29 protein-coding genes are annotated in these 24,806 nt (G+C 66.5%); 13 read left to right on the plus strand and 16 right to left on the minus strand.

Annotated features, from left to right (window positions below):
• Positions 1-60 precede the first annotated feature (60 nt).
• The 9 genes from purL to AAFN88_RS10150 all read right to left on the minus strand — a co-directional run bounded on the left by purL (position 61) and on the right by AAFN88_RS10150 (position 7,611).
• The gene (gene purL / locus AAFN88_RS10110; protein WP_347520172.1) at positions 61-2,289 is read right to left on the minus strand and encodes a phosphoribosylformylglycinamidine synthase subunit PurL; all 2,229 of its coding nucleotides are present in this window, start codon (positions 2,287-2,289) and stop codon (positions 61-63) included.
• Positions 2,290-2,297: 8 nt separating this feature from the next.
• Positions 2,298-2,987 (minus strand): phosphoribosylformylglycinamidine synthase subunit PurQ, encoded by a 690-nt coding sequence (gene purQ, locus AAFN88_RS10115; RefSeq protein WP_347520173.1) that lies wholly within the window; start codon positions 2,985-2,987, stop codon positions 2,298-2,300.
• The gene (locus AAFN88_RS10120; RefSeq protein WP_347520174.1) at positions 2,984-3,571 is read right to left on the minus strand and encodes a putative glycolipid-binding domain-containing protein; all 588 of its coding nucleotides are present in this window, start codon (positions 3,569-3,571) and stop codon (positions 2,984-2,986) included. Before AAFN88_RS10120 ends, purQ begins: the two co-directional genes overlap by 4 nt.
• A 7-nt stretch (positions 3,572-3,578) precedes the next feature.
• Entirely contained in the window at positions 3,579-3,821 is a 243-nt protein-coding gene (gene purS / locus AAFN88_RS10125) for a phosphoribosylformylglycinamidine synthase subunit PurS (RefSeq protein ID WP_347520175.1), read from the minus strand.
• 163 nt (positions 3,822-3,984) lie between these two features.
• Positions 3,985-4,458 (minus strand): isoprenylcysteine carboxylmethyltransferase family protein, encoded by a 474-nt coding sequence (locus AAFN88_RS10130; protein WP_347520176.1) that lies wholly within the window; start codon positions 4,456-4,458, stop codon positions 3,985-3,987.
• A gap of 5 nt (positions 4,459-4,463) precedes the next feature.
• Positions 4,464-5,012, minus strand: a complete 549-nt coding sequence (locus tag AAFN88_RS10135; protein WP_347520177.1) for a YSC84-related protein — start codon at positions 5,010-5,012, stop codon at positions 4,464-4,466.
• 97 nt (positions 5,013-5,109) lie between these two features.
• Positions 5,110-5,685, minus strand: coding sequence for a lipid-binding SYLF domain-containing protein (locus AAFN88_RS10140; protein WP_347520178.1), 576 nt, complete (start codon positions 5,683-5,685; stop codon positions 5,110-5,112).
• A gap of 134 nt (positions 5,686-5,819) precedes the next feature.
• Positions 5,820-6,581 (minus strand): phosphoribosylaminoimidazolesuccinocarboxamide synthase, encoded by a 762-nt coding sequence (purC, locus tag AAFN88_RS10145; RefSeq protein WP_347520179.1) that lies wholly within the window; start codon positions 6,579-6,581, stop codon positions 5,820-5,822.
• A 235-nt stretch (positions 6,582-6,816) separates the two neighbouring features.
• Entirely contained in the window at positions 6,817-7,611 is a 795-nt protein-coding gene (locus AAFN88_RS10150; RefSeq protein ID WP_347520180.1) for an NRDE family protein, read from the minus strand.
• A gap of 235 nt (positions 7,612-7,846) precedes the next feature.
• Here AAFN88_RS10150 and AAFN88_RS10155 point away from each other — a divergent pair, with 235 nt between their 5' ends.
• Positions 7,847-8,170, plus strand: coding sequence for a DUF1476 domain-containing protein (locus AAFN88_RS10155; protein WP_347520181.1), 324 nt, complete (start codon positions 7,847-7,849; stop codon positions 8,168-8,170).
• Between the two features lie 99 nt (positions 8,171-8,269).
• On the opposite strand, the gene AAFN88_RS10160 is transcribed toward AAFN88_RS10155, so the two are convergent.
• Complete coding sequence (locus tag AAFN88_RS10160; protein ID WP_347520182.1) at positions 8,270-8,662, minus strand: GFA family protein; 393 nt, start codon at positions 8,660-8,662, stop codon at positions 8,270-8,272.
• A 46-nt stretch (positions 8,663-8,708) separates the two neighbouring features.
• Positions 8,709-10,028, minus strand: coding sequence for an adenylosuccinate lyase (purB, locus tag AAFN88_RS10165; protein ID WP_347520183.1), 1,320 nt, complete (start codon positions 10,026-10,028; stop codon positions 8,709-8,711).
• 146 nt (positions 10,029-10,174) lie between these two features.
• Between purB and AAFN88_RS10170 the strand changes: the two genes are divergently transcribed.
• Positions 10,175-10,795, plus strand: a complete 621-nt coding sequence (locus AAFN88_RS10170; protein WP_347520185.1) for a methyltransferase domain-containing protein — start codon at positions 10,175-10,177, stop codon at positions 10,793-10,795.
• A gap of 3 nt (positions 10,796-10,798) precedes the next feature.
• Here AAFN88_RS10170 and radC read toward each other — a convergent pair whose 3' ends face one another.
• Positions 10,799-11,491 (minus strand): DNA repair protein RadC, encoded by a 693-nt coding sequence (gene radC / locus AAFN88_RS10175; protein ID WP_347520186.1) that lies wholly within the window; start codon positions 11,489-11,491, stop codon positions 10,799-10,801.
• A 193-nt stretch (positions 11,492-11,684) separates the two neighbouring features.
• On the opposite strand from radC, the gene AAFN88_RS10180 reads away from it, so the two are divergent.
• From AAFN88_RS10180 to AAFN88_RS10195, 4 genes are all read left to right on the plus strand, one after another.
• Complete coding sequence (locus AAFN88_RS10180; protein ID WP_347520187.1) at positions 11,685-11,900, plus strand: hypothetical protein; 216 nt, start codon at positions 11,685-11,687, stop codon at positions 11,898-11,900.
• A gap of 626 nt (positions 11,901-12,526) precedes the next feature.
• The gene (locus tag AAFN88_RS10185) at positions 12,527-12,748 is read left to right on the plus strand and encodes a hypothetical protein (RefSeq protein WP_347520188.1); all 222 of its coding nucleotides are present in this window, start codon (positions 12,527-12,529) and stop codon (positions 12,746-12,748) included.
• Between the two features lie 87 nt (positions 12,749-12,835).
• The gene (locus tag AAFN88_RS10190) at positions 12,836-13,855 is read left to right on the plus strand and encodes a hypothetical protein (protein ID WP_347520189.1); all 1,020 of its coding nucleotides are present in this window, start codon (positions 12,836-12,838) and stop codon (positions 13,853-13,855) included.
• A 253-nt stretch (positions 13,856-14,108) separates the two neighbouring features.
• Complete coding sequence (locus AAFN88_RS10195) at positions 14,109-14,399, plus strand: Dabb family protein (RefSeq protein WP_347520190.1); 291 nt, start codon at positions 14,109-14,111, stop codon at positions 14,397-14,399.
• A 43-nt stretch (positions 14,400-14,442) separates the two neighbouring features.
• Here AAFN88_RS10195 and map read toward each other — a convergent pair whose 3' ends face one another.
• Together map and sfsA are read right to left on the minus strand one after the other, a co-directional pair.
• A complete protein-coding gene (gene map, locus AAFN88_RS10200; protein ID WP_347520191.1) occupies positions 14,443-15,267 on the minus strand; it encodes a type I methionyl aminopeptidase in 825 nt (274 codons plus the stop codon).
• Positions 15,268-15,373: 106 nt separating this feature from the next.
• Complete coding sequence (sfsA, locus tag AAFN88_RS10205; RefSeq protein ID WP_347520192.1) at positions 15,374-16,087, minus strand: DNA/RNA nuclease SfsA; 714 nt, start codon at positions 16,085-16,087, stop codon at positions 15,374-15,376.
• 151 nt (positions 16,088-16,238) lie between these two features.
• On the opposite strand from sfsA, the gene AAFN88_RS10210 reads away from it, so the two are divergent.
• From AAFN88_RS10210 to AAFN88_RS10240, 7 genes are all read left to right on the plus strand, one after another.
• Positions 16,239-16,778: a hypothetical protein gene (locus tag AAFN88_RS10210; protein ID WP_347520193.1), complete on the plus strand. Its 540-nt coding sequence runs from the start codon at positions 16,239-16,241 to the stop codon at positions 16,776-16,778.
• Positions 16,779-16,783: 5 nt separating this feature from the next.
• On the plus strand, positions 16,784-17,599 hold the full coding sequence (locus AAFN88_RS10215; protein ID WP_347520194.1) for a molybdopterin-binding protein: 816 nt from the start codon (positions 16,784-16,786) through the stop codon (positions 17,597-17,599).
• Between the two features lie 33 nt (positions 17,600-17,632).
• The gene (locus AAFN88_RS10220) at positions 17,633-17,965 is read left to right on the plus strand and encodes a hypothetical protein (RefSeq protein ID WP_347520195.1); all 333 of its coding nucleotides are present in this window, start codon (positions 17,633-17,635) and stop codon (positions 17,963-17,965) included.
• A gap of 30 nt (positions 17,966-17,995) precedes the next feature.
• A complete protein-coding gene (locus tag AAFN88_RS10225; RefSeq protein WP_347520196.1) occupies positions 17,996-18,874 on the plus strand; it encodes a pirin family protein in 879 nt (292 codons plus the stop codon).
• Between the two features lie 522 nt (positions 18,875-19,396).
• Positions 19,397-21,529 carry a hypothetical protein gene (locus tag AAFN88_RS10230; RefSeq protein WP_347520197.1) on the plus strand — a complete coding sequence of 711 codons (2,133 nt, stop codon included), beginning with the start codon at positions 19,397-19,399 and terminating at the stop codon, positions 21,527-21,529.
• Positions 21,530-21,704: 175 nt separating this feature from the next.
• A complete protein-coding gene (locus tag AAFN88_RS10235) occupies positions 21,705-23,222 on the plus strand; it encodes a hypothetical protein (protein ID WP_347520198.1) in 1,518 nt (505 codons plus the stop codon).
• A 43-nt stretch (positions 23,223-23,265) separates the two neighbouring features.
• The gene (locus tag AAFN88_RS10240) at positions 23,266-23,625 is read left to right on the plus strand and encodes a hypothetical protein (RefSeq protein ID WP_347520200.1); all 360 of its coding nucleotides are present in this window, start codon (positions 23,266-23,268) and stop codon (positions 23,623-23,625) included.
• A gap of 69 nt (positions 23,626-23,694) precedes the next feature.
• Here the strand turns inward: AAFN88_RS10240 and AAFN88_RS10245 are convergent, their stop codons facing one another.
• Together AAFN88_RS10245 and AAFN88_RS10250 are read right to left on the minus strand one after the other, a co-directional pair.
• The gene (locus tag AAFN88_RS10245; protein WP_347520201.1) at positions 23,695-23,925 is read right to left on the minus strand and encodes a hypothetical protein; all 231 of its coding nucleotides are present in this window, start codon (positions 23,923-23,925) and stop codon (positions 23,695-23,697) included.
• Between the two features lie 273 nt (positions 23,926-24,198).
• The gene (locus AAFN88_RS10250; RefSeq protein ID WP_347520202.1) at positions 24,199-24,792 is read right to left on the minus strand and encodes a hypothetical protein; all 594 of its coding nucleotides are present in this window, start codon (positions 24,790-24,792) and stop codon (positions 24,199-24,201) included.
• Positions 24,793-24,806: the final 14 nt, after the last annotated feature.

Consider the following 24,806-nt stretch of genomic DNA (forward strand, 5'->3'; position numbering starts at 1 on the left):
CGGACTCCGCCAGGAGCCCCTCGTTCTCGGGCCGTGGTGTTGTCCTTTGGGGGACCGCGCTCAGCGGTCCATGTAGCCGGGCAGCCAGCCCTCGTGTCCCGCCCTGAGTTCCGCCAGGGATATGGCCTCTCCCTCCGCCAGGATCAAGCGTGCCTCCGCGCCCCGGGGGCCGGTCCGCCCGATGACCCGGGCCGGCACGCCGGCCTCCACGGCGGCGGCCAGCAGGACGTCCGCCTGGGCGGTCGTCACAAGATAGCGCGCCTGGTCCTCCCCGAACAACCATGCGGCAAGAGGGGGATTTCCGGGCTCCTGCTCCGCGCCGGTGATATCGGCGCCGCAGTCGCCGGCCAGGGCCATTTCGGCCAGGCCCACCGCGAGGCCGCCGTCGGAGAGGTCGTGGCAGGCGGTGAGGGTGCCGTCATGGATCCTCTCGCGCACGAAGTCGCCGTGGCGGCGCTCGACCTCCAGGTCGACCGGCGGCGGCGCGCCGTCACTGCGGCCCTCGATATCGCGCAGGTAGATCGAGGCGCCCAGATGCCCGCCGGTCTCGCCGATCAGCACCAGGTCCTGGCCGGGGCCGGGCAGGGCCGCGCCGGCGATGCGGTCCAGGTCGTCGATCAGGCCGACGCCGCCGATCACCGGGGTCGGCAGGATGGCCTGGCCGTTGGTCTCGTTGTAGAGCGAGACGTTGCCGGAGACGACGGGGTAGTCCAGTGCCTCGCAGGCCGCCTTCATGCCGGCCACGCAGCCGACGAACTGGCCCATGATCTCCGGGCGCTCGGGGTTGCCGAAGTTCATGTTGTCGGTGATGGCCAGCGGCTTGGCGCCCACGGCGGTGAGATTGCGCCAGGATTCGGCCACCACCTGGGCGCCGCCGCGCTCCGGGTCGGCCTTGCAGTAGCGCGGTGTGCAGTCGCTGGCCATGGCGAGGCCGCGGTTGCTCCCGTGGATGCGCACCACCGCGGCGTCGCCGCCGGGCCGCCCCACGGTGTCGGCCATGACCATGTGGTCGTACTGCTCCCAGATCCAGCGCTTGGAGCAGAGGTCGGGCGTCGCCATGAGGCGCTTCAGCGCCTCGGACGGTTTCACCGAGGGGGTGAAGCTCGCGGGATCGATCTCGTCCTGCGGCGCGGTCGCCGTCCAGGGGCGGTCGTATTCCGGCGAGGCCTCGGCCAGCGGGTCGATCGGCAGGTCGCCGACCACCGCGCCGTTCATCTTCAGCACCATGCGTCCGCTATCGGTGAGCCGGCCGATGATCGCGAAGTCCAGGTCCCATTTCTCGAAGATGCCCCGGGCGAGGTCTTCCTTGCCGGGCTGCAGCACCATGAGCATGCGCTCCTGGCTTTCCGAGAGCATCATCTCGTAGGGCGTCATGCCGTCCTCGCGGCAGGGCACCTTGTCGAGCTCCAGTTCGACGCCGGAGCCGCCCTTGGAGGCCATCTCGAAGGAGGAGGAAGTGAGCCCGGCCGCGCCCATGTCCTGGATGGCGACGATGGCGTCGGTGGCCATCAGCTCCAGGCAGGCCTCGATCAGCAGCTTCTCGGTGAAGGGGTCGCCGACCTGCACGGTGGGCCGCTTCTCCTCGGAGTCCTCGCCGAACTCCGCCGAGGCCATGGTGGCGCCGTGGATGCCATCGCGCCCGGTCTTGGAGCCGACGTAGACCACGGGTTTGCCGACGCCCGCGGCGGCCGAATAGAAGATGCGGTCGGCCGGGGCGATGCCCACGGTCATGGCGTTGACCAGGATGTTGCCGTTGTAGGAGGCATCGAAGTTCACCTCGCCGCCCACGGTCGGCACGCCCACGCAGTTGCCGTAGCCGCCGATGCCGGCGACCACGCCGGCGACCAGGTGGCGGGTCTTCGGATGGTCGGGCGAGCCGAAGCGCAGGGCGTTGAGGTTCGCCACCGGGCGCGCGCCCATGGTGAAGACATCGCGCAGGATGCCGCCGACGCCGGTCGCCGCGCCCTGGTAGGGCTCGATGTAGCTGGGGTGGTTGTGGCTCTCCATCTTGAAGATGGCGGCCAAGCCCTCGCCGATGTCGATGACGCCGGCGTTCTCGCCCGGTCCCTTGATGACCTGCGGGCCCGTGGTGGGCAGGTATTTCAGCCACTTCTTCGAAGATTTGTAGGAGCAGTGCTCCGACCACATGACCGAGAAGATGCCGAGCTCCAGCAGGTTCGGCGCGCGGCCCATGATGTCGAGGATCAGGCCGTATTCGTCCTCGTTGAGGCCGTGCTCGCGCACCACTTCGGGGGTCACGGGAGGATCTTGGGGTCGTTCATCGGACATGGCGGAACTCACGACAGTGCCTCCACGAGGCCGTCAAACAAGGCGCGCCCGTCGGTGCCGCCCAGCTTGGGATCGGCCAGGCGCTCCGGGTGCGGCATGAGGCCCAGCACCGTCTTGGTCTCGTTGTAGATCCCGGCGATGTTGCGCTGGGAGCCGTTGGGGTTAGCCGCCTCGGAGAGATTGCCCTCGGTATCGCAGTAGCGGAAGGCGATCTGGCCGCGGTCTTCCATGGCCGAGAGGGTATCGTCGTCGGCGTAGTAGTTGCCGTCGTGGTGAGCGACGGGAACGCGGATCGCCTGGCCCTGCTCGTACTTGGCGGTGAAGAGGCTCTGGCTGGTTTCGACCTTGATGGTCACGTCGCGGCAGACGAAGCGCAGGTTGGCGTTGCGCATCAGCACGCCCGGCACCAGGCCGGTCTCGGCCAGCACCTGGAAGCCGTTGCAGATGCCGAGCACCGCCACGCCTTTCCGGGCGCGGGCGACGACTTCCTTCATCACCGGGGAGTTGGCGGCCATGGCGCCGCAGCGCAGGTAGTCGCCGTAGGAGAAGCCGCCGGGCAGCACGATGAGGTCGACTTTGTCGAAGTCGCTGTCCTTGTGCCAGACCATCAGGGGCTCGCGGCCCATCGATCGTCGGAGAGCGACCTGCACGTCCCGGTCGCAGTTGGAGCCCGGAAACACGATGACCGCGGCCTTCATAGGGGCCAGCTCCTCTTGAAGGTTTCGGGGTAGTCGAGGACCAGTCCGTCGGCGTCCACCGGCAAGTCGGCGGTGAAGCTGCGGAACAGGCCCTCGTAACGGTAAAGCCCGCCTTGGGCCCCCAGCTTCCGCAGGCAGGTGTAGCGCTGATCGGCGGGGCGGGGCGTCAGCTCCGGCACCGGCAGGTAGACGACGCGGATGTCCGCGCTGTCGCCCTCGGCCAGATCCAGGCGGCGGATCGGCAGGGTGTTGGTGAAGGGGGTGACCTGGATGTCGACGTCCAGGCAGCCCTCCAGGTCCGGTGCTTCCTGGCCGTCGACCCGCCAGTGGCCGGCGCCGTCGCTTTCCAGCAGCAGGCGCCGCGGCGCCGTCTCGTCGCCGGCGTTGACCGCGAAGCTGACCCGTCTCACGCGCCAGCGGTCGTCGGTCTCCAGCTCGTAGCGGCAACGAAAGTGCCGCTCGTCGCGCATCCTCAGGATCATGCCCAAGGCGTGGGTTTCCCCGGTCGACCCGCGCAGGCTCAGGTGCTCGCAGCCCGGTTCTTCCCAGGGTATCCAGTAGATATCGCGGGCGATCTGGGACACTTGGCGGCTAGCCGTTCAACTCGATGGTGTAGTTTTCGATGACTGTGTTGGCGAGCAGCTTCTCGCACATCGCTTCGACTTCGGCGCGGGCCTTGGCCGGATCGCTCTCGCTCAGGGAGAACTCGATGACCTTGCCTTGGCGGACGTCGTTGACGCCGTCGAACCCGAGGGAGGAGAGGGCATGCTCGATGGCCTTGCCCTGGGGGTCCAGAACACCGTTTTTCAGTGTGACATGAACCCTTGCTTTCATAGGGGGGCCTTCATGGGCAAATCGCTCCGACTCGCGGGGGTGAAAGTTGGCCGGACATTAGCCGCGCCGGCCCGGCAAGACAACCGGGAAGACCGGCCGCGCAGGGTGGAAAAGCCGCCCTCCGGCGGGCTGCACCGGCGGCGGGGCGGACGCCCTTGACGGTCTAGAGCCAGCGCCTGACGCGGGCCTTGTAGTCCAGGTAGTCGCGGCCGAACCTGCGCTCCAGGTAACGCTCCTCGCGGCGGATGACGCCGAATTCCATGACCAGGATCACCAGCGGGAAGGAAACCAGGATCCCCAGGCTCGCAGTTGCGCAGACCACGCCGAGATAGATCAGAGCGAGGCCCAGATAGATGGGGTTGCGGCTGCGGCGGTAGGGCCCTTCGGTCACCAGCGCGGTGGCCGGACGGTGCGGCGGCAGGGGCGTCCCCGCGCGGAAGAAGCGGCCGCCGGCCCAAAGGATCAGCAGCAGCCCGAGACCGCCGAAGGCGAGGCCCAGCCACAGCCCGCCGCCGGCGCTGCGCTCCGGCAGGGCCGGCAGATCCAGCAGCCAGTCGGCGCCACGGCCCAACACCAGCCCGGCAAGGTAGATCAGCGGCGGCGGCGCGATCACGCCGGCAGTGTCTCGAGAGACCATCCGGGCTATTCGGGTTTGAATTCAGAGATCTTGGTGCCTTCGATCCCGAGGCCCGCCATCAGGCCCTTTTGGTCGAAGAAGAACACATAGATGCGCTCGCGGGCCGAGGTCGTCGTCAGCTTGCCGGCGGCCCCTGAGTCCACCACCACCACCGAGGGCGCCGTGCCGATCTCCCAGCCGTCGCTGCGGTCCAGATAGCCCAGGGAGCCCTGATCCAGAAAGAACACCGCATAGCCGAACTTCTGGATGCCGGCTTGCAAGCCGATGGAGGCGGCGACGGTTTCGTAGTAGCCCGTCACCTTGTGGCTCTCCAGCAGCGCGCCTTCCCCGTAGAGGCCACCGATGATAAGGCCGCCTTTGACGACTTCCGGGAATACGAGAGTGCCAACGGATTCCTTGGCGATCGCAGCCGCCCCTGGGGACTGCTTCAGTAGGGATGCCAATGCCGCGCGAGACTTTTGCTCGATGGTTGCGGCGTCCTCGGCGGCGGAGGTGTCGCTGAAGGCGACGACAGCGGCACAGAAGGCCAAGGTGACCAGTACGCGAATGGACATCGTTCATTCCTCCCCTGCACCGGCTACGCGTGCTGATGCAACTCTACAGCGTATAGGCGGCGGCTGTGAAGGAGGAAGGTGGTGCTGCCGGCGGAGCTCAGTCGGGGTTGATCTCGGTGATCTTGGTGCCTTCGATGGTCAGGCCCGCCATCAGGCCCTTCTGATCGAAAAAGAAGACATAGATGTCTTTGCGCCCCGAGGTCGTGGTGAGCGAGGCGGCGGCGCCGGATTCAACAACCACCACGTTCGGGGCGGTGCCGATTTCCCAGCCGTCGCTGTTGTCGAGGTAGCCGAGGGCCTGATCGTTCATGAAGTAGACGGCGTAACCGAAGGTCGTCAGCCCGGCCTGCAGACCGAAGGAGGCGGCGGCGGTGCTGTAGTACTGCTTCACCGCGTCGTTCTGGAACAGCGCGCCCTCGCCGTATTGGCCGCCGATGATCAGGCCGCCCTTCACGATCTTCGGGAAGACCAGGATCCCGACGGCATCCTCGGCGATCTTGTCGGCAGGCGCGGAGTTCTTCCTGAGCAGAGCCAGGGCCTCGCGGGAGTGCTGCTCGATGGTTGCCGCCTTCTCGGCGCGGGCCGGAGCCGCCGTGAAGGCGGCTACGACGGTCAGCACCGCCAGGGCAACCAGAATCGCCGAAGCGCGACTCACCGGAATGCGGAAGGGCATCGAATTCTCCTCGTCAGATTCGCAACCTCTATGGCTCCATTCTACTGCGCTTCCGCCGCCGGGGCGTAGCGCAAAGAAGGCGGCGGCATCCGCCGGCCGCCGCGGTCCGGCAGTGCCGGCTTGCCAGGAGGATTCTACTGGAGGAGCCGGGGCCCCTTTATGTCGACCGGGCCGGCTTCCGGCAGCACGCCGAGACGGCGGGCGACTTCCTGGTAAGCCTCCTCGACGCCGCCCATGTCGCGGCGGAAGCGGTCCTTGTCCAGCTTCTCGTTGGTGGCGACATCCCACAGGCGGCAAGAGTCAGGGCTGATCTCATCGGCCAGGACGATGCGCATCTCCTCTTCCTCCCACAGGCGGCCGAACTCCAGCTTGAAGTCGACGAGGCGCAGGCCGACGCCGAGGAAGAGACCGCAGAGGAAGTCGTTCACGCGCAAGGCGTACTGCAGCATCTCGTCCAGGTCCTGGGTGTTGGCCCAGCCGAAGGCGGTGACGTGCTCTTCGGAGACCATGGGATCGCCCAACTCGTCGTTCTTGTAGTAGTACTCGACGATGGAGCGCGGCAGCGGCGCGCCTTCCTCCAGCCCCAGGCGCTTGACCATGGAGCCGGCGGCGACGTTGCGCACCACGATCTCGAGAGGGATGATCTCGACCTCACGGACCAACTGCTCGCGCATGTTGAGGCGGCGCACGAAGTGCGTCGGCACGCCGATACTCTCCAGCCGCGTCATCAGGTACTCCGAGATGCGGTTGTTGAGCACGCCCTTGCCGGTAATGACGCCCTTTTTCTGGTTGTTGAAGGCGGTGGCGTCGTCCTTGAAGTATTGGACGAGCGTGCCCGGCTCCGGCCCTTCGAAAAGGACCTTGGCCTTTCCTTCGTAGATCTGTCTGCGTCGCATCTCTTGCACCTGAAAGTAAGGCCGTCCGGCTGGGCGGCGTGCATCGGGGTTGGGTTTATGTTCCCATCGCGCAGTCCTCGGTCCGCCGCCTGCGCGTTCGTTTCCCTGTGGCTTTGGGCGGATTGCGGCCCCCGAAGTCTTTGGGACTACGTCATATAGCAGGAGAAGGGGGGCAAAACAATGACGCCTGCCGGCACAACGAGTATCAATATAACTTATTGATATTTATGTATTTTTATAATTCTTTCAGAGACGGCGCGAGGCCTTCAAGAGGCGTGTAGGCGTTGCGGTCGGGGCGCCCGGGTGCGAAGAGCCAAAGCGGTGCGGCCGGGCACGCGCCGGGCGCCTGCGCCGCCGCCGGGAGCGCCAGCAGCGAGGAAGAGACGGTCTGGAATCCGCCCCGTTCGACGGTCATGGCGGTCTCGGAATTGACGGCGCCGCGGGCCAGGATTTCCTGCCAGGCGGCCCAGTCGCCGCCCGGCGCGCCGGGCGCGTCCGGGTCGGGGGCGGCGGCGGCCTGGAAGGCCGGCAGGTGTTGGGCGATGCGCGGGCTCGCGCGGTCGTTGAGGTCGTCGGCGGTGAGCATGGAGAGGCCCTCGGGCAAGGGGCGCACCTCGATGACCTTGGCCTCCGGCGTGCCCAGGTTGCGCAGCCAGTAGGCGTCGCGGTTGTCGGCGACCACCATGTTGAAGCTGCGGTAGGCGGCGGGGTTCAGCTCGGCCAGGGCCTCGGCGGCCTGGACGGCGTCGGCGTGGTCGAGGGCCTCCAGCACCAGCTCGCCGCGGCTGCGCTTGCCGGGCGCGGGCCCCAGGGAGGAGCGCCGGTTGAGGATGGCGGCCACCACCCCGTGGTCGTTGAGGCCCAGCCAGGAGCCGCCGGCGGTGCGGTCCAGCCCGGCGACGACTTCCGGGCGGTCCGGCCAGTGCCGGCCGGGCGCCGCCCAGGGCCGGTCGATCATTTCGTCGCGGTTGGCCGCCAGCACCAGGGGCCAGGGGTGCCGGGGGCGGCGCAGGATAACGAGGGTACACATATCTTGAGGGAAGATCGCTCAGAGGAAGGTGGATGGCCGCTTGGAAGCGGGGAAACCCGCAGAAATCCCCAAGGGAGAGGTTTATCGCAGCCGCGAAGGACGCTATAACCCCCTTGTTGAACCGCTACTGCCGCAGGCAGCCGAGCATAACCGCTATGTGAAGGGTCGGCTACGCCGTTCCCCGGGAGGCCTTCCCGGGGCCACGAAAGGGCCACCTCAGGAGACCTATCGACCGATGTCGACATTCAACGAACGCGAAAAGGCTTTCGAGGACAAGTACAAGCACGACCAGGACCTGCAGTTCCGCACCGAGGTCCGGCGCAACAAGCTGCTGGGCCAGTGGGTCGCGCGGGAGCTCTTCGGGCTGGAAGGCGAGGCGGTGGAAAGCTACGCCAAGGACGTCGTCGCTTCCGACCTGGACGAGCCGGGCATCGATGACGTCGTGCGCAAGGTCATGGCCGACATCGAGGCCAAGGGCGTCGATTTCAGCGAGCACCGCCTGCGTCACCGCATGGAGGAGCTGCTGACCGAGGCCAAGCAGCAGATCATGAGCGAATAGGCTGCCCGGCATCACGGCCGAGCGCTGAAACGAGATAGGGCCGTCCCTTGGGGGCGGCCCTTTTCTGTTGGCCTCTCTGCGGCTCGGGAGCGGGTGCCGCTACTCCTCAACGCGGCCGGTGGCGTCGCGATCGCGCTCGAATCTCTTCTTCAGCGGAAAGGGCGGCAGCCAGGACTCGCGGCGGAGGGTCCAGAGTTCGTAGGTCGGCTGCAGTTGGTCGGGCGCGTCCAGGGACCCCAGGTTCACTTCGATCTCGTCGGCGCTGCGTCCGAAAACTGTGGAGCCGCAGTTGGGACAGAAGAAACGCCCGGCGTAGTCGCGGGTTTCGCCCTCGATCGTCACCGCATCCTGGGGGAAGACCGCGGAGGCGTGAAAGAGCGCGCCGTGATGCTTGCGGCAGTCGAGGCAGTGACAAAGGCCGACCCGGTAGGGCTGTCCCGTCGCAACGATGCGGACCTTGCCGCAGAGGCAGCCGCCGGTGAAGCGGTCCATGCTGCGTCTCCCTTGAAACCGGAGGGGTGCTCCTTCGTTCGGAGCGTTACTCCGCCGCCTGGGCCGCCGCGTCCTTGCCGAAGACGCGGGCGAAGATCGTGTCCACGTGCTTGGTGTGGTAGCTCGGATCGAAGCAGGCGGCGAGCTTGTCCTCGGCGATCTTGCCGGCGATCTCCGGGTCGGCCTTCAGCAGCTCCAGGAAGTCGCCTTCGTTGCCCCAGACCTTCATGGCGTTGCGCTGGACCAGGCGGTAGGCGTCCTCGCGGCTGATGCCGGCCTGGGTCAGCGCCAGCAGGACGCGCTGCGAATGCACCAGGCCGCCGAGCTGGTCGAGGTTCTTCTGCATGTTCTCCGGATAGACCAGCAGCTTCTCGATGACGCCCGCCAGGCGGTTGAGGGCGAAGTCCAGGGTCACCGTGGCGTCGGGGCCGAACATGCGCTCCACCGAGGAATGGGAGATGTCGCGCTCGTGCCACAGGGTCACGTTCTCCAGCGCCGGCACCACGGCGGCGCGCACCACGCGGGCCAGCCCCGTCAGGTTCTCGGTCAGCACCGGGTTGCGCTTGTGCGGCATGGCCGAGGAGCCCTTCTGCCCCGGCGCGAAGTATTCCTCGGCCTCGCGCACCTCGGTGCGCTGCAGGTGGCGGATCTCGGTGGCCAGATTCTCGATGGAGGAGGCGACGATGCCCAGCGCGGCGAAGAAGGCAGCGTGGCGGTCGCGCGGGATGACCTGGGTCGAGACCGGCTCCGGCGTCAGGCCCAGCTTGCCGGCGACGTATTCCTCGACGAAGGGATCGATGTTGGCGAAGGTGCCGACGGCGCCGGAGATGGCGCAGGTGGCGATCTCCGCGCGCGCCGCTTCCAGCCGCGCGCGGCAGCGCGCGAAGGCGGCGTAGTGGCCGGCCAGCTTCACGCCGAAGGTGGTGGGCTCGGCATGGATGCCGTGGCTGCGCCCCAAGCAGACCGCGTCCTTGAATTCGAAGGCGCGGGCCTTCAGCGCCGCCAGCACCCGGTCCAGGTCGGCCAGCAGCAGGTCGCTGGCCTGGGTGAACTGCACGGCCAGGCAGGTGTCCAGCACGTCGGAGGAGGTCATGCCTTGATGCACGAAGCGCGCTTCCTCGCCGACATGCTCGGCCAGGTTGGTCAGGAAGGCGATGACGTCGTGCTTGGTCTCGCGCTCGATCTCGTCGATGCGGTCGACCTCGAAGGCGCCGCGCTCCCACACCGCCTTGGCCGCTTCCTTGGGGATGACCCCCAACTCCGCCTGGGCGTCGCAGGCATGGGCCTCGATCTCGAACCAGATGCGGAACTTGTTCTCCGGCTCCCAGATGGCGGTCATTTCGGGGCGGCTGTAGCGCGGGATCATGCGAAAAACTTCCTGAGTCTAGAGGGGGCCGGAAAGGCCCTGTTATAGCCGCGGGGCGGGGCCGCGGCAACGCCACCGGCGGCCTGTCCGGGGACCGTTTTTGCGCCAATAGGGCAGAGTCCCTAGACTGGGGGCCGGAGGCGAGGATGGCCAAGCAGACCAAGTTTCTGGACAAAGCCTACGAGCTGGGCGACGCCTCCCAGACGCGGGCGCTCTACGAGTCCTGGGCCGAAAGCTACGACGCGGAGCTGCAGGAGAACCGCTATGCCTCCCCCGCCCGCACCGCCGCGGCCATGGCGGAGGCCGTCGCCGACAAGGCCGCGCCCCTGCTGGATCTCGGCTGCGGCACCGGGCTGTCGGGCGTGGCGCTTCATAAGGCCGGCTTCGCGGTGATCGACGGCACCGACTTCTCCCAGGAGATGCTGAAGGCCGCCGCCGCCAAGGGCGTCTACCGGACGCTGTTGAAAGGCGATCTGAACGCGCCCATCCCCGCAAGGCCGGGTGACTACGCGAACATTACGGCCGTCGGGGTCTTCAGCCCGGGCCACGCGCCCGCCGCGCTGATCGACGAGGTCGTGGCGCTGCTGCCGCAAGGCGGCTGCTTCGGCTTTTCCCTGAACGACCACGCCCTGGAAGACCCCAGCTACGAGGCGCGCATCAAGGTGCTGGTCGAGGCGGGCCGTATAGAGGTCGTGTCCGACGCCTACGGCGACCACCTGCCGGGCATCGGCCTCAAGGCGAAAATCTACGTCCTGCGCAGGCTCTAGGCTCTATAGGAGGCCAAGCGCCCGGAAGCTGGCGTGGCCGGCGCGGCCGATCACCAGGTGGTCGTGGATGACGATGCCCAGTTTTTGCGAGGCGCTGACCAGCTCCTCGGTCATGGCGATGTCGGCGGCCGAGGGCTCGGCTTCGCCGGAGGGGTGGTTGTGCACCAGGATGAGGGCCGCCGCGCCCAGTTCCAGCGCGCGCTTCACCACCTCGCGGGTGTAGACCGGCGTGTGGTCGATGGTGCCCTGCTGCTGCACCTCGTCGGCGATGAGGCGGTTGCGCTTGTCGAGGAACAGCAGGCGGAACTGCTCGACCGGCTGGTGCGCCATGCTCAGCCGGCAGTAGGCCAGCAGCTTGTCCCAGGAGGAGATGACGTCGCCTTCCATGGCCTCTTCGCGGGCCAGGCGCTCGGCGGCCTGGGGGACGATCCTCAGGGCGGCGATGGAGGCGCGGCCCATGCCCGGCACCTGCGCCAGCGTCTCGGTCTGCGCCGTCAGCACCTTCGACAGGGTTCCGAAGCGCGCCAGCAGCGCTTTGGCCAATGGTTTGGTATCGCCGCGCGGTTTGGCGCTGAACAGCAGGAACTCCAGGATCTCGTAGTCGGAGAGGCTGTCGCCGCCGCGCGTCAGCAGGCGCTCGCGCAGGCGTTCGCGATGGCCGTGGTAGTGGGGCTTGCCGCTGCCGTCCTCGCTCATCTGTCGCCTGCCGCCTCTCGCCGTCGCCGGAATCCTCAGTATCGCAATTAGAGAGCAGGACGAAGAGACCTTCAACCGGAGGATCGGGCAGCCCCGGAGATAGCAATTTGTTAACCAAATCGGCCGCTATAATTGGTTTGTTGATAGTCACCCTGGTAACTTCGTCAAGGTCTACGTCATCAAGGGATTCGTCATGTCCGATGCCAATGTGATCGCTTTTCCGGTACGCGCCGCCCCCGCCACGCCGACCGACGAGTTTAACGATTGGATGAGCTGGGCTGAGTGCGAACTGGCGATCCTCGGCTACGAGCTGACGGCCACCAGCTATAACTGGCGTGCTGCACACGAGAAGGGGTTGCGGCCCGAAGTCGCGGCCGAGCACGCGGCGCGGGGGCTGGACGTCGGCTGAGCGCTGCCGCCGCTGCTTCTTAAGGCGGTTTGTGAACCCATGGTGCCGGTGATCCCACGACACCTCGCGGGCCTTGTGCCCGGCATTGGGCGCGAGCGGCCCGGCGGACAATTGCCGTGCTGCGGTCTTTTCGCCTCGGCTATCCCATTGCGCCGGAAAAACACCTCGATTTCGCCCAGCTTTTCAACCGGCGACCGATAGACAGGTTTTCCGCGCAGGCGTAGCGTCGGCTCAACTGCTCATGACCGCAACAGGCGTTTTGTCGGTCGTCCTCCTCGGTCGCTCCACACGCAACGGCTCGGCCCCGCCGGTTTCCGCCGCGGCGTGCGGAGTGTAAAGGCCTCGGGACGGCGATGTCCTGTCGAGCACCGCCCAGGTGTGGCGGCGGCCCGGCCGGGCGCACGCAACGGAACAGCAGGTAGCGAGCAGCAGGTAGGCGGGAGCCGCCCCCCGCGGCCCCTTCCAAGACAATGAAGCGACGCGCAGTAGCGCGGCCATGAACAGCCTCACCCCTTTGGCGTCGAGCCGGAGGCGGAGCCTTCACTGCGGCCGTTCACCGGCCATGATAGCCTGCCACAACGACCGGGCGCGGGTTGGGCCCGGCCGAGACAGCGGAGGAGATGCTCGTGGATATCGAAGCCGTGCTGAGAAAACACGAAGACGCCTTGCTGGCCTACCCCAACGTCAATGCCGTTGCGGTCGGGGAGCGTGCGGGCCGGCCGGTGATCAAGGTCATGGTCACGAAGAAGGTTCCGGAATCCGAACTGCAGCGCGATCAGGTCCTGCCGAAGGAACTGGACGGCTGCCCGCTCGACGTCGAGGAAATCGGCGAAATCACGGCGCAGTAGGGTCCGGCTCCACCGCGGTCCCGCCCTGCGCGGGACCCCGCGGGAGCGCCGGGGCACCACGGCCGTGCCCATTCGGGAGAAACGATCATGATGGATGTACAGAAGATGATGCTGGACCCTGAGGAAGCTCAGAAGGTCCAGAAAGCCAGTGCCTCCAAGGTCGAAGAGTTCCTCAAGCCCGACACGGCCCCCGCCAACGTGGTCGGCATGGGCTATGGCGTGAAGTGGAGCAACGGCGAGCCGACCGGCAAGCCGGCACTGCTGGCGCTGGTCTCCCAGAAAGTCGACAAGGAGGAACTGGGCCCGAACGACATGATCCCGAAGAAGATCGGCGAGATGCAGACCGACGTGCTGGCCATCGGCGAACCCTTCGCCGGCCAGGCCGAGCCCATCGAGGTCGGCATCGAGCTGCTCGCCCGGCGCGCGCGCCCGGCCTCGGGCGGTTACAGCGTCGGCCACCGCAATATCACGGCCGGCACCATCGGCACTTGCGTCTACGACATGGTGGGCACGCCCGGCAACCCGGTGGGCATGCCGCAGCACTACTACATCCTGTCCAACAACCACGTACTGGCCAACTCCAACAACGCCACCCCGGGAGATGCCATCCTGCAGCCGGGCCCCTTCGACGGCGGCGTCGACCCGACCGACCGCATCGCGGCGCTCAGCCGCTTCATTCCCATCACCTTCGATCCGCCGGTACCGCGGCCCCTGCACCGCAACCTGATCGACGCGGCGGTGGCCGAAGGCCAGTTCCACGACCTGAAGCGGGAGATTCACTGGGTCGGCCATCTGCGCGGCTGGCGCCCCCGCGCGCAGGTGCAGGTGGGCACGGTGCTGCAAAAAACCGGACGCACCACCAACTACACGACGGGGCGCATCACCGCGGTGAACGCCACCGTCGACGTGAACTACGGCGGCGGCAAGGTCGCCCGCTTCCGCGACCAGATCCTCACCACGCCGATGTCGTCGGGCGGCGACTCCGGTTCTCTGGTGGCCGACCGCAACAACTTCGCCGTCGGTCTGCTGTTTGCCGGCTCGCCGCAGGTGACCATCCTCAACCAGATCCAGCACGTCCGCTCGCTGCTGCGAGTCGAGGTGGTGTGAGGAGCCAGACCTTCTCCCCGAAACAGGAGAGGGCCGCCGGGTCTTGGCGAGGCAAGCGCGCCTAGACGCAGCGGGGTGAGGGGGCGGCGCCGGCGTGAGGCTGCTTTGCGCAGCAGGCTGCGCCGCCCCCTCTCTCCCGGCGGGCGAGGGAAAAGCGAAGGCTGGAGAAGGAGAGTCGTTTGACCTTGCCGCGGCTGCTTGCGAGACTGCCGGCCGATACCGCTGAAATCGGATTCCCGGCAGGCGCAAAGCTATGATTCGTCACATCGTTTTCTTCACGGCCAAGAATCCGCAAGACCGTGAAACGATCTACGAAGGGCTGAGCCTGCTGCTGGATATTCCCGACAGACGCCACCTCGAAATCGGCCGCAACTTCGGCACCGACCGCCTCAGCCCGGGCGGGCCGGATTTCATTGTCTATGGCGAATTCGAGGACGAAGCGCAGCTTTCCGCCTACAAGGCCCATCCCCTCTACGAGAAATCCATAGAGGTGGTGCGCCCGCTGCGGGACAAGCGCATCGCGGCGGATTTCCTGGCCGGCTGACCGGAGGGGTATCGTCCCTTCGGCGGATCCGGCGGCAGGCTGTTTAGCCGTAGGGCGGCTGGTGCCAGCCGGTGGGAGAGAGGGTGAAGATCTCGTAGCCCGTGGCGGTGACGCCGATCGAATGCTCGAACTGGGCCGAGAGCTTCATGTCGCGGGTTACCGCGGTCCAGCCATCCTGCAGGATCTTCACCTCGGGGCGGCCGGCGTTGATCATCGGCTCGATGGTGAAGAACATGCCCTCGCGCAGCGGCACGCCGGTGCCCGCGCGCCCGTAGTGCAGCACGCTGGGCGCATCGTGGAAGACCTGGCCCAGGCCGTGGCCGCAGAAGTCGGTGACCACGGAGAAGCGCTGCTTCTCGGCGAAGGACTGGATGGCATGGCCGATGTCGCCCAGGGTGGCGCCGGGCTTCACCACCTCGATGCCGCGCATCATCGATTCGTAGGTCACCTCGACCAGGCGGCGCGCCTTGATCTTGGGTTCGCCGACGAAGAACATGCGGCTGGTATCGCCGTGCCAGCCGTCGACGATGACGGTGACGTCGATGTTGATGATGTCGCCGTTCTCCAGGCGCTTGTCCTCGCTGGGGATGCCGTGGCAGACGACATGGTTGACCGAGGTGCAGACCGACTTCGGGAAGCCGCGGTAGTTCAGCGGCGCCGGGATGGCGCCGGCCGCCAGGATGAAGTCATGGCACAGTCGGTTCAGGTGCTCCGTGGTGACGCCCGGCTTCACTTCCGGGGTGATCATGTCCAGGGTTTCGGCCGCCAGCCGCCCGGCGCGGCGCATGCCTTCGAAGCCGGCTTCGTCATGGATGACGTAGCCGCCCTCCGAGGGACTGACGCGCTCTGCACTGTAACCTTGCTTCATTGGCTCGGCCCTTTGCCTTTACTGCCGTACTACTTAGTCATTTCAGCCCGGATTTCCAGCCGGCCCGGCGCCGGATCTCCGCCACCGTCGTCGCGAGACTGCCTGCTTATACCGCCAGCGGCAGGCGTCCGTCCAATGCGATGCCTGCCGGGGACAGGTTGCATTGATAGGATAGGATTTCAACCCCAGCGGACAGGGCCCGGTCCAGGGCCTCGCCATAGGTCGGGTCGATGTCCCTGGCCGGGGCCACCCGGTCGCAGTCGCCGCGCTGGACCAGGAAGAACAGCACCGCCCGCTGGCCCTGGCGCACCATTTCAGCCAGCTCGCCCAGGTGCTTGGTGCCGCGGGCCGTGACCGCGTCGGGGAACTCGGCCAGGCCCGGCCGCCGCTTCAGGGTGACGCTCTTGACCTCGACGTAGCAGGCGGGGCGGCCGGGGTCCTCCAGCAGGAAATCGACGCGGCTCTTGGTGCCGTAGCGCACCTCGGCGCGGCGCTGGGCGTAGCCGGCGAGCTCCGGCACCTTGCCGGCCTCCAGGCCCTCGGCGACCAGGGCGTTGGCGCGGCCGGTGTTGATGCCCACCAGGGCGCCTTCCTTTTCGCCGGGTACCTCCACCAGCTCCCAGGAGTACTTCAGCTTGCGCGCCGGATTGCGCGAGGGGGACAGCCAGACCGGGGAACCCGGCTCGGCCAGGCCCATCATGGAGCCGGGGTTGGCGCAGTGGGCGACCACCTCGCTGCCGTCGCCCAGGGCGATATCGGCGAGAAAACGTTTGTAGCGCCGCAGCAGGCGGCCGGGGATCAGGGGATCTGGAAACTGCATGGAAGAGGGCTAATTCTAAGTCTCGAAGCGGCGGCGGCGCCGGCAGCGGAGTCGCCATAGGCTTGCAACTTGACGCGGGGAACGCCACTCTGCAATGCATTAACCTTGTTCCCAGCGCTCCGCGACGCCCGCTCGCCCAAGGAATTGCCATATGTTCGTGCCCTCCTGTTTGAAGACGTTCTCTGCCGTTGCCGCGGCGGCCCTGCTGCTGGCTGCCTGCGCGGCGGAGCCCGACAGTTCCGGCGAAACCGCAAGCCCGGCGGCGCAGACCGGCACGGCGCTGCCGCCGCCCGATCCGGATCAGCCTTCCAGCCCCGGAGTTCAGCCGGCGCCGAACGAGCGGCTGCCCGAGACGGCGAGCAAGACCCCGGCGGGCGGCGAACCGGTGGTCATCGAGGGCCCCGACGGCACCACCTGGGCCGTGCAGTCGCCCAAGGACGAGGAGGCTTACCGCGCCGACGTCGAGGACTGCTACCGCTATGCCCAGGGCCAGACGCGCCGTGACGCTCAGTACCTCAACGACCGCAACGCGGGCATCGATACCCTGTCGAACGAGTCGCGCTATGCGCCGCTGCAGAAGCGGGTCGACGAGTACGACCTGCGCAACCGGCGCACGTCGCTGATGTCCTCCTGCATGGAATCCAAGGGTTACGCGCGGGCCGATACCGTGCTGCCGCGCCTGGAGTTCTGAGGGGCATGTCCCCGACCGCTGGACCGGGGGAAGCCAGGCGGGGGAGGGCGGTGACGGCCTGCCTGCTCATCATCGGCAACGAGATTCTCTCCGGCCGCACCCAAGACAAGAACCTCGCCTACATCGGCCAGGGTCTGAACGATCTCGGCATCCGCCTAACGGAGGTGCGGGTCATCCCCGATGTCGAAGCGGTGATCGTCGACACCCTGAACGAGGTGCGTCGCGGCTTCGACTACGTCTTCACCACCGGGGGCATCGGCCCCACGCACGACGACATCACCGCCGACTGCGTGGCCAAGGCCTTCGGTCTGCCGCTCACCGTCAATCCCCGGGCCCGCGCGATTCTGGCGGCGCACTATCCGGCGGGAGAGCTGACCGAGGCGCGGCTGCGCATGGCGCGCACGCCGGAGGGCGCAACGCTGATCGAGAACCCGGTGAGCAAGGCGCCCGGCTTTCGTGTGGAGAACGTCTTCGTCATGGCCGGCATCCCCGCCGTCATGCAGGCCATGTTCGAGAGCCTGAAGCACAGCCTGGTGGGCGGCAAGCCGCTGCGTTCGCGCACGGTGAAAGTGGAGATGGGCGAGAGCTTCGTCGCCGCGGGCCTGGCCGCGGTGCAGGACGGCCATCCCGGCGTCGAGATCGGCAGCTATCCCTTCAACCGCGAGGGTGTTTTCGGCACGCGCCTGGTGCTGCGCTCCACCGAGGAGGGCGAACTGGCCCAGGCCGCCGCGGCGCTGGATGCCATGCTTCTGGGGCTCGGCGTCGAGGGTGTCTGGGAGGAAGGACCTGAAAATGCGCCGCCGGGCCGGCAGTCCGCCTGAGCAGCGTCCGGGCCGGGCGGCGGGACCGCTGGCGTGAGCCAGGGCCTCGTCCCCATCGAGCTGCTGCCTTTGCTGTTCTTCACGGCCCTGATGGTCTATGCCCTGGCCATGGGTAGCGCCGACTTGGCGCGCTCCCTCATCCGCTTGGCCGCGCTGGCCGCCGGCGCGGGCTGTCTGGTGGTTTGGGGCGTGGCGGCCCTGTTCTACGAGAGCTGGGGTCAGCCGGTGATCGACGAGTTCTACGCCACCGCGATCATCGAGCGCCGGCTGGGCGCTCTGTGGACCGGCTGGCTGCTGATCGCCCTGGCGGCGCTGCCGGCGGTTTTCGCCCTCAGGGAGGCTTGGCGGCTGAAGACCGCGCGCTGAGCTCGTTGCAGACAACGCATGGAGAGCCCGATGAGCGAGTCTGATCCCGTCGAACTGGTGATCGAACCGCGCAAGCGCGATCTCGGCGGCTTCGGCGTGAAGCGCATCCTGCCTTTCGCCAAGCGCCGCATGGTGGGGCCCTTTATCTTCCTCGACGAATTCGGTCCCGAGGTGCTGCCGGTGGGCGAGGGCATCGACGTGCGTCCCCATCCGCACATCGGCCTGGCCACCGTCACCTACCTTTTCGAGGGCGAGATCCTGCACCGCGATAGCCTGGGCAGCCTGCAGGCGATCCGCCCTGGCGCGGTGAACCTCATGACTGCTGGGCGCGGTATCGTCCATTCCGAGCGCAGCGGCGAGATCGAAAGGGCCAGGGAGGCGAAGCTGCACGGCATGCAGTCCTGGATCGCCCTGCCGTTGGCCGAGGAACAGGGCGCGCCGGGCTTTTCCCATCATCCGTTGGAGGACTTGCCGCTCATCGAAAGGGAGGGCAGCCGGCTGCGCCTCCTTGCCGGGCGCGCCTATGGCCAGACTTCGCCGGCTCCGGCCTTTTCCGATCTCTTTTATCTGCACGCTGAGTTGGAAGCCGGGGCGCGGCTGGACCTGCCGCAGGACCATGACGAGCGTGCGGTCTACGTGGTCAGCGGCGGTGTCAGCCTGGGCGGCCGCGAATACGCGCCGGGCCGCCTGCTGGTTCTGAAAGAAGGGGCCGCTGCGTCGCTCACAGCCGGGCCCGCCAGCCGGCTCATGCTGCTGGGCGGTGCGCCGTTGGAGGGAAAGCGCCACATCTGGTGGAACTTCGTCGCTTCGGACCTGGACCTCATCGAAGCGGCCAAGGCGGACTGGCGCGAAGGGCGCTTTGCGCCGGTGCCCGGCGACGACGACGCCATGCCCTTGCCGGAGGAATGAACGCAGCGCCGAGCGGCGCTGCGGCAGGCGGCTGCGGCGGTTTCTCTTTGAACCCTGAGTTGGGCGATCACGACCATAAGGATGTCACCGGCGCCAAGCGGTGCCGGTGCGCTGTGGGGCGGCACGCGTTTCCTCCGTGCGGTTCCGCTGACGGGCGGCCGCAGGCGGCGACTCGGCCGCCCGTCATCCTTAGGGGGTAGCCAAGGCGCCCCGAGGAGGTACGGCCCGCGCGGCCTGCTTCTCATTTTTTATTATCTTTCAAGGGCTTGAGTGAGCAATGCGGCAAAGCTGCATTCTCCTTGTGCGCTTTCGCGGCTTCAAGGCGGCGGGCTTTGGCGGTAATTCCATGACCTATTGACCCAGCCGCATTGAACCTTGGTGGCGCGTTCCTCGACTAGAGCCTGACGCTCCGGCTCTGCGGCCGGGACTCTTCATTCTCAAGAGAACAGGAACCGAGCCATGTCTGGTGACATTCCGTGCGCAGCCCGCTGCCGCCGAAAAAATCATTCCTTCGCACTCACATTGGGCGTTCTTCTCGCCGGCGCCCTGGGCGCCGTCTGCACGGCTGGGCCGGCGCAGGCGGATACCTGGGACGTCGAGGTCAAGTCGGTCAACAGCCCGACCGTCGTCGTCGAGTCCAACGGGAACGAGTATACCGATGCCGTGTCGGGCAGCTCGCTCCACGGGACGATCGCGCTGATGGTCGATGCCGGTTGGTCGGGCCGGGTCGAGTTCTGGAGCGCCTGGCCGCGCCTCGGTATCTCGAAGCAGCAGTCCGGCTATGTCGCCGTTTGGGGGAACTTCAAGACCAGCGGCGCCGACAAGACCTACAACTCCCCGCGGCCCAAGAAGGTCACCGAGGAGTTCGACTTCACGATTCCCCGGGCAGACTATGGCAGCACTGCAGTCGTCGCCTGCAACACGCATGCCCAGCGGCTGCAGGAGCAGGGGATGAGCAAGAGTGAGATCCTCGGCTCCGACCGCTGGGTCCAGGTCGCGATCGGCGCGGGGATCAACTACAACACCACGGGAGCGTCGAACGATTTGCCCGCCGAGGTGGAGGCTTTCGAAAGCTTCAAGAAGCTCAATGTCATCTGCCAGGCCTCGGAGTCGCTCGAGCCCGTGGCGCAGGCGATCACCGGCGCCTACCTGAACGTCAAACCAGTGACGAAGATCGTTGCCCAGGGCACCTGCGATCTGGAGCTCTCGGGTTCTCTCGTCTCGGATCTTCCGAATACCCAGGTGAAGTTCGTCTATGTCGACGACAAGGGCAAGAAGAGCGACGTCAAGACAGTGGTCACCGGCGGCGACGGCGAGGTCGCCTTCAAGCACGATTATCCTGCCGGAAACGGCCAAAAGAGCGGCAAGATCCGCATGGTCGGACAGAGCCACGCCTTCTTCTCGAACTGGTCGAACTACGAGACCGACTGCACCAAGAACCCCGGTGACAAGGTCAGCCTGCTGCCGCCCAAGGCGACGCACCTGGAAGGGATCGCCACCGCCGACACGGTCATGTACCGGGGCCGCATCTGTCCGACCACGGTAAAGATCTGGGGCATCCTTGAAGGCCGCGGCGAGGTATCGGGCGGCGTCGCGATCTTTGCCGGCAACCAGCTGAAGGTGCTGAAACAGTACCAGGCCGAAGACGGTAAGCAGATCGTCATCCAGGGCGAGCACACGCTGTCCTGGGAGGGCAATCAGACCGGCCAGCAGAACGTGTCCTATCGCATGAACGTCACCAATGCGGTCGGCGACCTCGTCGACCAGCTGGAGGCCGCACAGAACTTCGAGTGCAAGAAGCCGGAGGTGAATGCCCAGTTCGACAACGCGCCCGGCGGCATCGCCAGCAACGACAACCTGCCGAAGTCGGTGACCCTGTCGCTGTCGACCCTGGGCCAGAAGAAGCTGCCCGGCTGGGTCTGCCCGGCGAAGGTGCGCCTGCACGGCAACGTCATGAGCGACGACCAGCCGCTGAGCGGTACGGCCGTGCTCTATGTCGGCGAGACCTTCATCAAGGAGCACGACGTCGAGTTGGAGGCCAACTGGGGCCACAACTACGACGCCGAGCATGAGCTCTCTTGGAATGCGGCGACGCAGACAGAGCAGACGCTGGATTTCACCCTGAAGTTCGCCAACGAGCATAACTACGTGGTGAAGACGGTGAAGAAGACGGAGAGCTTCGCCTGTCAGAAGATCTCGACGACGGGCATCGCCGGCGCCGGCGGCCTGACGGGCGGCCAGAAGCCGGGCCAGGCTTCGCAGCAGGCCGCGACGGGCGTGCTGGTCCAGCCGCAGGCCCTGCCGCTTGCCATCATGGCCCCCAAGGGCACGGTGCGGAAGGGCGAGATCCGCCTGACCGGCGGCAAGCCGACGGCGACCTACAAGCTGTCCTTCTTCCGCAAGTCGGGCGGCAAGGTGACGCAGGTCAGCTCGGCGCAGTTGCCCAAGCAGATGAAGGGCATGAACGCCAGCTTCCCGCTGGCGGCCCTGAGCGGCGGGCGTAGCTGGCAGCTTCGGGTCTGCCCGGTCGGCAAGGGACCGGCGGCCTGCGAGACCTCCGATTTCCGTATCCCGCTGATCGGCGCCAAACAGGAAAAGGCGGCGCCGGCCAAACCCAAGGCTACGGTGGTGATCGTGCCCGGCGCCTTGAACTAAGGGGTGTATGGCGGGCGGCGGAAACGCCCGGCTGAACGAGGGGGAGCGGCCAATGCCGCTCCCCAACATTTTGGTCAAGTGGCCGCGGGCTCGGTTGAACCTCGCGGCCGATCCATACGACCTACGGGAGAGAAGACGCCTAGGACCGCTTTACCCAGGACCAGAGACCATGAGAATGATGCCGAATAGGACCCTTTCCCCGCTTTCTCCCGTTCCTGCTGCGCTTCTGGCCGGCCTGGCCGCCGTGCTGGCGTTGAGCGGCCCGGCCCGGGCCGACAGCTACAGCTCGGAAGTGACGCATCTTGCTTCCCCGCGCCTTGAGGTCGAGAGCAACGGCAGCAGCTACCACAGCACCAATCCGCTCGCCAAGCTGGCGGCCGATGTGCATCTGGAGATCGATACCGGTTTCGCCGGCGGGGTGAAGTCCTGGACTGCCTTTCTGGGCCTGGCCCGCGAAGACGGCGTGCGGATGTGGTTCCAGAGTTTCGGCAAATCCAAGTCCTATCCCTGGTACGACCGGCCGAACAGCGTCAATCGCACCGAGCGGCTGGAGCTGCCGGAATACGCCTGGGGGGCTTTCGTGAGGACGCAGTGCAATGAGCTGGCGGGCCGCCTGCGCGCCCAGGGGCTTCCGAACTCCGCGATCTTCGGCCAGGACCGCAAGCTGGTGCTGGGCGTGGTGAGCAGCCTCGACGTCAACAACAGCGGTCCGGGAAGCAACGGCGTGTTCGTCGCTGCTGTCCCTTGGGATAGCCAGAAGAAGGTCGAGGTCGTGTGCAAGAAGTGGCCCGGCGCGGCGATCCCGCAGGCCAGCACCACCCTGGCCGCGCCGCCGTCGAAGGTCGTGAACAAGGGTCTGTCGATTTACGAGCAGTACGGCGTCACCGGGGTCTGCAAGATCCGCCTGGACGGCTGGATCACCACCGACCAGAAGAACGCGACGGTGAAGTTCCGCTACAAGAACCAGCAGGGCAAGCAGAGCCAGGTGTGGACGGTGAATACCGGCGAGTCGAGGACCGCGACCTTCAGCCACTGGTACGACATCCAGAACACCGAATGGGCCGAAACCGGTTTCGTGCGCATGGTCGGAGTCAGCCACAACTTCCGTTCGGAGTGGGCCGAATACACCATGGACTGCACGGAAGGCGGGCCGCAGAGCCTGGCCACGGACCGGTTGGTCTATGCCACGCTGAAGGTGGTGCCGCAGGGCAAGGTGATGGTGCACGGCCGCATCTGTCCCGAGACGGTGAAGCTGATCGCCGTGCTGGAAGGCCGCGGCAACGCCAGCGGCGAGATGATGTTCTTCGGCACCGCCTTCTTCTCGCAGAGGTACGACTTCAGCATCACGCCGGGCCAGAAGGTGTTCCAGGGCGCGGATGCACCGCTCCATTGGAACTCTGTCCCGGCACCGGGCCATGCCAATCTGCCGCTGACGCTGTCGCGCCAGTTCGGCCTGAAGCTGACCGACCGGCACGGCAGGGTCATCGCCTCGGTGCCGCAACAACCCTTCGTTTTCGGATGCAGCGCGCCGGCGGTGAACCCTGCGGTGCAGCCGGCGCCGGGCGGCCTGACCGTCGAGCCGCGCCAGCCGGGGGCCGGGGCGGCTGCGCCCAGGCAACTGCGGGTCCTGCCGCAGGCGCCGCAGCCGCAGCCGGTCCCGCCGCGGCGTCTCCAGCCCCGCGCGCCCGAGTGACGGCCGCGCTGCCGCCAGGGGAAAGAGGAAAGGACCCAGCGGGATGACCCTGCCCAGCTACGCCGGCTATGCGATCGTGCCTCTGCACCTGCTGGCCGGCGCGCTGTTCTGGCTGATCCCCGGCCCAGTCTACCACGCGGGCTACTACGCGACCTACGGCGCCATCGCCGTGCTGCTGGCGGCGACGGTGGCCGCCTACGGCTGGCTGGCGGCGGCGCTGACACCGGGCTTCGGGACGGTCTGGCTGCAGGTCGCCCTGGCCGCCGTCGGGGTCGCGGCGCTGTTCTTCGTCATCGACTTCAGCGACCCCTGGCACGCCATCGTCTACCTGCCGGTTATGGGGGGCAGCCTGCTGGCCTGCCTGATCACCGCGCACGCGGCGCTGTTCATGGCCAAGCCTTAGGGCAAAGGGGCGGCCGCCGGACGTTCCGGCCGGGCCGCGGGGTCGCGGGTTGTGGGGAGACCAGGCGGCCTACTGAATGGCGGAGTCGCGGCGGATCTGGTCGAGCCGGATTTCGTACTCCCGCTTGTCGATCTTGCCGTCCTTGTACAGCTTCTCGACCCGGTCACGCTCGTTGTCGAGGTGAACTTCGTAGCCGGTGGCCGTGCCGCCGGCGCCCAGAGCGCCGCCGACCGCATAGGCGCAGCCGCCGAGCAGAAGTAAGGAGCTTAGGAGGACGCTTACCGCAGCAATCTTCTTCATCTTTGTTCCTTTGCTACAAAACCGCCTACAAGAGTAACACGAAACCGCCGGATTTATTCCTTGGGGCCGCGAAGTTGCGCCTTGCGCGGGAAGGGGCCTGGCTTATGGCTGTCGATGGTGCCCGCTGCCGGACTCGAACCGGCACGGCCTTGCGGCCCCGAGATTTTAAGTCTCGTCGAAATCTTATTAGAATCAGTTGTTTATGGAGCAATGGTGAAATCAATTGCTCGCATGGATTTGTGGGGTTCCACAATTCACACGAGTAGGAGTGACTCAACGGGTTTCTTCGTCACTTGATTCTCCTTCTGAATCCTCCTTGAACAAGTCCAACACGCGCTTCGCGTTTTCGTACGCCTCTTCGCGCTTCTTCTTTTGCTCGATGTATCTTAGGCGGAAGCAGTCCATGATAATTGCCAGGACCATAAAGTAGTGACCCAAGTTGATGCTTCCTGGGTCTTTGCTCTGGCCTGGCTTTTTGTCTTCCCTAATCAACTCTTGGCCCATTTTGGGAAACAGTTTGAAGAACTCTAGCTTCTCTTTTGTGCCGACTGCGAACTCGAGGTCGTGGGCGATCTTGTTTCGCATCGCGTTCACATACTTCACGGGCCGCAGCGCATCTTCGGGAATCAAATTCATTGCGGCACAGAGTTCTGCTTTTGCCGGAAAGTTTAGACGCTCGATATTGAGCAACGCTGGTCTTGCCAAGGCTTCTCGTAGAGTTTCGATGAGCACGTGCTCGACATACAAATGGCCTTTGATAATGACATCGGCTTCGGTGTCACCGTCCAGGTGGGCGTGAAGTTTCTTTAGGTCGAACGACCATTTACTATTGTCAAAGTCGTCCTGCTCTTCAGGCTTATCGGCCATTTGGACGTTCCAGC

Origin of the sequence: Pelagibius sp. CAU 1746 (genome assembly GCF_039839785.1) — a bacterium.
GTDB lineage: Bacteria > Pseudomonadota > Alphaproteobacteria > Kiloniellales > Kiloniellaceae > Pelagibius.

What these genes read in the sequence shown, in the direction of transcription:
- purL (WP_347520172.1), bottom strand. Translation starts at nt 2,289, where the DNA reads ATGTCCGATGAACGACCCCAAGATCCTCCCGTGACCCCCGAAGTGGTG.
- purQ (WP_347520173.1), bottom strand. Translation starts at nt 2,987, where the DNA reads ATGAAGGCCGCGGTCATCGTGTTTCCGGGCTCCAACTGCGACCGGGAC.
- purS (WP_347520175.1), bottom strand. Translation starts at nt 3,821, where the DNA reads ATGAAAGCAAGGGTTCATGTCACACTGAAAAACGGTGTTCTGGACCCC.
- AAFN88_RS10130 (WP_347520176.1), bottom strand. Translation starts at nt 4,458, where the DNA reads ATGGTCTCTCGAGACACTGCCGGCGTGATCGCGCCGCCGCCGCTGATC.
- AAFN88_RS10135 (WP_347520177.1), bottom strand. Translation starts at nt 5,012, where the DNA reads ATGTCCATTCGCGTACTGGTCACCTTGGCCTTCTGTGCCGCTGTCGTC.
- AAFN88_RS10140 (WP_347520178.1), bottom strand. Translation starts at nt 5,685, where the DNA reads ATGCCCTTCCGCATTCCGGTGAGTCGCGCTTCGGCGATTCTGGTTGCC.
- purC (WP_347520179.1), bottom strand. Translation starts at nt 6,581, where the DNA reads ATGCGACGCAGACAGATCTACGAAGGAAAGGCCAAGGTCCTTTTCGAA.
- AAFN88_RS10150 (WP_347520180.1), bottom strand. Translation starts at nt 7,611, where the DNA reads ATGTGTACCCTCGTTATCCTGCGCCGCCCCCGGCACCCCTGGCCCCTG.
- AAFN88_RS10155 (WP_347520181.1), top strand. Translation starts at nt 7,847, where the DNA reads ATGTCGACATTCAACGAACGCGAAAAGGCTTTCGAGGACAAGTACAAG.
- AAFN88_RS10160 (WP_347520182.1), bottom strand. Translation starts at nt 8,662, where the DNA reads ATGGACCGCTTCACCGGCGGCTGCCTCTGCGGCAAGGTCCGCATCGTT.
- purB (WP_347520183.1), bottom strand. Translation starts at nt 10,028, where the DNA reads ATGATCCCGCGCTACAGCCGCCCCGAAATGACCGCCATCTGGGAGCCG.
- AAFN88_RS10170 (WP_347520185.1), top strand. Translation starts at nt 10,175, where the DNA reads ATGGCCAAGCAGACCAAGTTTCTGGACAAAGCCTACGAGCTGGGCGAC.
- radC (WP_347520186.1), bottom strand. Translation starts at nt 11,491, where the DNA reads ATGAGCGAGGACGGCAGCGGCAAGCCCCACTACCACGGCCATCGCGAA.
- AAFN88_RS10180 (WP_347520187.1), top strand. Translation starts at nt 11,685, where the DNA reads ATGTCCGATGCCAATGTGATCGCTTTTCCGGTACGCGCCGCCCCCGCC.
- AAFN88_RS10190 (WP_347520189.1), top strand. Translation starts at nt 12,836, where the DNA reads ATGATGGATGTACAGAAGATGATGCTGGACCCTGAGGAAGCTCAGAAG.
- AAFN88_RS10195 (WP_347520190.1), top strand. Translation starts at nt 14,109, where the DNA reads ATGATTCGTCACATCGTTTTCTTCACGGCCAAGAATCCGCAAGACCGT.
- map (WP_347520191.1), bottom strand. Translation starts at nt 15,267, where the DNA reads ATGAAGCAAGGTTACAGTGCAGAGCGCGTCAGTCCCTCGGAGGGCGGC.
- sfsA (WP_347520192.1), bottom strand. Translation starts at nt 16,087, where the DNA reads ATGCAGTTTCCAGATCCCCTGATCCCCGGCCGCCTGCTGCGGCGCTAC.
- AAFN88_RS10210 (WP_347520193.1), top strand. Translation starts at nt 16,239, where the DNA reads ATGTTCGTGCCCTCCTGTTTGAAGACGTTCTCTGCCGTTGCCGCGGCG.
- AAFN88_RS10215 (WP_347520194.1), top strand. Translation starts at nt 16,784, where the DNA reads ATGTCCCCGACCGCTGGACCGGGGGAAGCCAGGCGGGGGAGGGCGGTG.
- AAFN88_RS10225 (WP_347520196.1), top strand. Translation starts at nt 17,996, where the DNA reads ATGAGCGAGTCTGATCCCGTCGAACTGGTGATCGAACCGCGCAAGCGC.
- AAFN88_RS10235 (WP_347520198.1), top strand. Translation starts at nt 21,705, where the DNA reads ATGATGCCGAATAGGACCCTTTCCCCGCTTTCTCCCGTTCCTGCTGCG.
- AAFN88_RS10240 (WP_347520200.1), top strand. Translation starts at nt 23,266, where the DNA reads ATGACCCTGCCCAGCTACGCCGGCTATGCGATCGTGCCTCTGCACCTG.
- AAFN88_RS10245 (WP_347520201.1), bottom strand. Translation starts at nt 23,925, where the DNA reads ATGAAGAAGATTGCTGCGGTAAGCGTCCTCCTAAGCTCCTTACTTCTG.
- AAFN88_RS10250 (WP_347520202.1), bottom strand. Translation starts at nt 24,792, where the DNA reads ATGGCCGATAAGCCTGAAGAGCAGGACGACTTTGACAATAGTAAATGG.